Source organism: Mycobacterium sp. 1482292.6, from assembly GCF_001672995.1.
GTDB classification, from domain to species: Bacteria; Actinomycetota; Actinomycetes; order Mycobacteriales; family Mycobacteriaceae; genus Mycobacterium; species Mycobacterium europaeum_A.
In genome coordinates this window covers 1-3,725 of sequence record NZ_LZKV01000227.1, presented here as the reverse complement: position 1 = coordinate 3,725, position 3,725 = coordinate 1, and the positions used below count along the sequence as shown (strand labels likewise).

Genomic DNA, 3,725 nt, shown 5'->3' with positions numbered 1-3,725 from the left:
GGTCGGTGGTGCCCATCATCCGGGGGATCGAATGGCCGTGGATGTCGGCGTCCAGCACACCGACCGACAGGCCGCGGTGCCGCCCCCGGCCGCCGCACCCTCGCAGGCCGCATCGGCGCCCAAGCCCGCCGGCCCGTCGGGCGCGGCCCCCGGCGCACCCAAGCCCAAGCCGGCGGGGGACCGGCTTCCGGGGGCGGCGCCCCGAACGGCGGATTGGCGACCGGCTGCGGGGGTGCGAACGGCTGCGGCGGCGCGACCGGCTGTGGCGCCCCGAACGGCGGGGGCGGCGCACCGAACGGCGGCGGCGGACCCGCGGCCGGTGAGCTCTGCGAGCTGATGCAGATCACCGTGCACCCGGGAACCTGGGCCGGCGCCTGCGCAGGCGTGGGCGTCATCCACGGGAACATCGGCTGGGGACTGCCCAGCGCCGGGCTGCTCAGGTCGATCAACGGGACACGGGCCAGCGGGTCGTCCAGCGGCAGGCCGTTGACGTTCATCGGCAGGTTGGGCCCGAGCCCTTCGGGGTGCTCGAGGTGTGCGTCGCCCAGCGGCGGCGGCGGCCCGGTCATCGGCGGCAGGTCGACTGGCACGACGCCCGTGGCGTAGGCCGCCGCCCAGCCCAACACGTTCTGCGCGTAGGGCATCGAGTTGTTGTAGCGCAGGATCGCGGTCAACACCTGCGACTGATCACGCAGGTTGAGCCCGCCGCTGCACAGGTATCGGGCGGCCGCCAGCGTCGCGTCGAAGATGTTCTGCGGATCCGCCACGCCGTCGCCCTTGCCGTCGGAGGCGTAGCGCGCCCAGGTGCCCGGCAGGAACTGCATGGGCCCCATCGCGCGGGCATAGGTGACGCGGTTTCCGGCGCTGCTCTGGATGATCGTTTCGTTGCCGGGCAGCGTGCCGTCCAGGGACGGGCCGTAGATCGGGCTGATCGCGGTGCCGCGGGCGTCCACCGCGCCGCCGCCCGCGTGTCCCGACTCGATGCGCCCGATGCCGGCCAACAGATTCCAGCTGACGCCACAGCCCGGGGCGGCGACGGCCATCTTCTGCTCCGCGCTGCGGTAGGCGGCCAGCGCGATGCTCGGAATGCCAAGGGCTCCAGGCGCATTCACGATCATCGCCGGCGGCGGAGCCGATAAGGCTGGCTCGGCGACGTGAAAGAGCGTGGGGCCGCGGTCGATTGAGACGACGGCGGGGCCGGTGAGGTCGGGGAAGGTCGGGGACACCGCGGCCACCGGGGTGACGGCGGCATGCACCGGGGGCATTCGCATGGGAAGCGATGGAGCCGTTGCGCTGACCGCCCCCGCGAAGACCAATGGAGTAATCATTGCCACGCCGAAAATCGGCTTGCGCGTGTTCCGAAGTGCTCGCTGCCGCACAGTCGCGGCGGCGGGGCTTTCACCCCGGCTTCCCCCTATGCGCACTCGACCGTCCTAGTTATGTGAGCTGGGTCCACTTTCTGTTAGCTCGGTGAACCAGATCACCATACATAACTCTTGTGACACGAGTGGCGCAATGGTGCAAACGGTTCTCACCTGGATTTCTTAGCCGTTCGCTCCAATCCGTCGCCGCCCTGAACCGGGTCGGCATCCGCGGCGTCCGGCTGCAGATTTGCCAGCAGTTCGCGCAGGTCATCGAGCTCGTGGCGCAGGTATTCGCGCGTCACCACCTCACCCACGGCCAGCCGCACCGCGGCCAGTTCGCGGGCCAGGTATTCGGTGTCGGCCTTGGTCTGCGCCGCGCGACGGCGGTCGTCCTCGAGCGCCACGCGGTCCCGGTTCTCCTGGCGGTTCTGGGCCAGCAGGATCAGCGGTGCCGCGTAGGCCGCCTGGGTGGAGAAGGCCAGGTTCAACAGGATGAACGGGTAGGGATCCCAGCGCAGCCCCACCGCGAACAGGTTCAGCGCGATCCACACGAAAACCACGATCGTCTGCAGCAGCAAATACCGGCCGGTGCCGAAGAAGCGGGCGATCGACTCGGTGAACTGTCCGACGGTTTCGGGATCCAGCCGCGGCGAGTACCTGCGCGATGTCCGCGGGGTGTAGAGCCCCCGCGGAGCCGTGGACTTGCTCACGCGGATCCTCCCAGTCCTTCGAGACGGCCGGCGGTGTCGAGGTCCTGCATGTCCACCCGCCAGTCGTGCGGCAGCAGGTGATCGAGCAGGTCGTCGACGGTGACCGCGCCCACCAGGTGGTTCTGGTCGTCGACCACGGGCCCGCACACCAGGTTGTAGGCGGCGAGGTAGCGAGTCACCGCGACCAGCGGTGTCTCCGGCGTCAGCGTCAGCAGGTCGCTGTCGACGATCCCGCCGACCAGCTCGGCCGGCGGCTCGCGCAGCAGCCGCTGCAGCGCCACACATCCCAGGTAGCGCCCGGTCGGGGTGGCCGTGGGCGGACGCACCACGAACACCATGGACGACAGCGCGGCGGACAGGTCGGGATCGCGGACGCGGGCCAGCGCCTCGGCGACCGCGGTGTCCGGGGTCAGCACCACCGGGTTCGACGTCATCAGTCCGCCGGCGGTGTCGGGTGAGTGGGTGAGCAGCCGTCGCACCGTGGCGGAATCCCCGGGATCCATCCGGGTCAGCAGCATTTCGGCGTCGGTCGGATTTAGCACGCCCAGCAGGTCGGCGGCGTCGTCGGGATCCATCTCCTCGAGCACGTCGGCGGATCGCTCGGTGCCCAGCTGCGACAGCACGTCGGCCTGATCCACCTCGGGCAGCTCCTGCAGGATGTCGGCCAGCCGGTCGTCGTTGAGCGCCTTGAGCACCTCGTAGCGGCGCTTGGCCGGCAGCCCGCGGATGGCGTCGGCGACGTCGACCGGTTTGCGGCCCTCGAACTGATCCAGCAGCTGAGCCACGCCCTGGCCCGGGAGCGCCAGGGCCGACGGGGTCAAGCCCTGCACGTTGTGCCAGTCGACGACGTGCACCGGGCCACGCCGCCCCAGCCGGCGCTGGCTGCGCACGGCGACCCGGCTCACCATCCAGTCCCGGGTTCGGGTCTGCTCGATGCCCAGATCGGTGACCACCACGTCCAGCCCCGCCAGCTCGGGCAGTTCGGGGTCGTTGACCTTGACGGCGGTGTCGAGCACCTGGCCGATCGCCAGCACCTCGCCGGGTCGCTGCTCGAAATGGCGCAAGGACACGTTGCCGGTGCTCAGCGTCACCGCGTTGGGCTCGATGGAGGCGACCCGCAGGATCGGGATGAAGATGCTGCGCCGTGTGGCCAGGTCGACGACCAACCCCAGGACGCGCGGTTGCTGGCGCACGATGCTGATGCTGATGACGACATCGCGCACCCGGCCGACGGATTCCCCGAGCGGGCCCAGCACCAACATGCGCGACAGCCGCGCGACGTACACCCTATTGACCGATCCCATGGAAGTAGAGCCTAGGCAGCCGCGGGTCCGATGGCAGACAGCCCGGCTCCGGCGCGCTGGCGCTAATGCGTGCGTATCGCGAAGAGCACGACCACAAAAGTGACGAGGAGCATGGCGATTCCGATGACGATGCCGGCGACCGCCAGGCCGAAGCCGTCCTGACGGGTCCGCTTGATCTGATCCAGCGCGATCGCGCCCAGCACCATGGCCACGATCGAGCCTACGCAGCACAGCAGGCCGGTGAAGGAGGCGATGAGCGACGCGATCGCCAGCGGGTTCGTCCCGGGCTGCGCCGCCGCAGGTCCATAGCCTCCCTGGTAATCCGGCGTCGGGTAGTAGCCGCCCGG

At 70.2% G+C, this 3,725-nt stretch carries 3 protein-coding genes and 2 pseudogenes; all 5 read right to left on the bottom strand.

Annotated features, from left to right (window positions below):
• Nucleotides 1-79, bottom strand: a pseudogene (locus A5624_RS28305) (P-loop NTPase); the annotation flags it as partial.
• An 88-nt stretch (nucleotides 80-167) separates the two neighbouring features.
• A pseudogene (locus tag A5624_RS23155) lies at nucleotides 168-1,424 on the bottom strand (lytic transglycosylase domain-containing protein); the annotation flags it as partial.
• Between the two features lie 107 nt (nucleotides 1,425-1,531).
• The gene (locus A5624_RS23150) at nucleotides 1,532-2,074 is read right to left on the bottom strand and encodes a DUF1003 domain-containing protein (protein ID WP_066871640.1); all 543 of its coding nucleotides are present in this window, start codon (nucleotides 2,072-2,074) and stop codon (nucleotides 1,532-1,534) included.
• The gene (locus A5624_RS23145) at nucleotides 2,071-3,378 is read right to left on the bottom strand and encodes a magnesium transporter MgtE N-terminal domain-containing protein (protein WP_066871637.1); all 1,308 of its coding nucleotides are present in this window, start codon (nucleotides 3,376-3,378) and stop codon (nucleotides 2,071-2,073) included. The genes A5624_RS23150 and A5624_RS23145 overlap by 4 nt, the downstream gene beginning before the upstream one ends.
• Nucleotides 3,379-3,440: 62 nt before the next feature.
• The coding region (locus tag A5624_RS23140; protein WP_156749151.1) for a DUF4190 domain-containing protein at nucleotides 3,441-3,725 on the bottom strand (285 nt) is incomplete at its 5' end.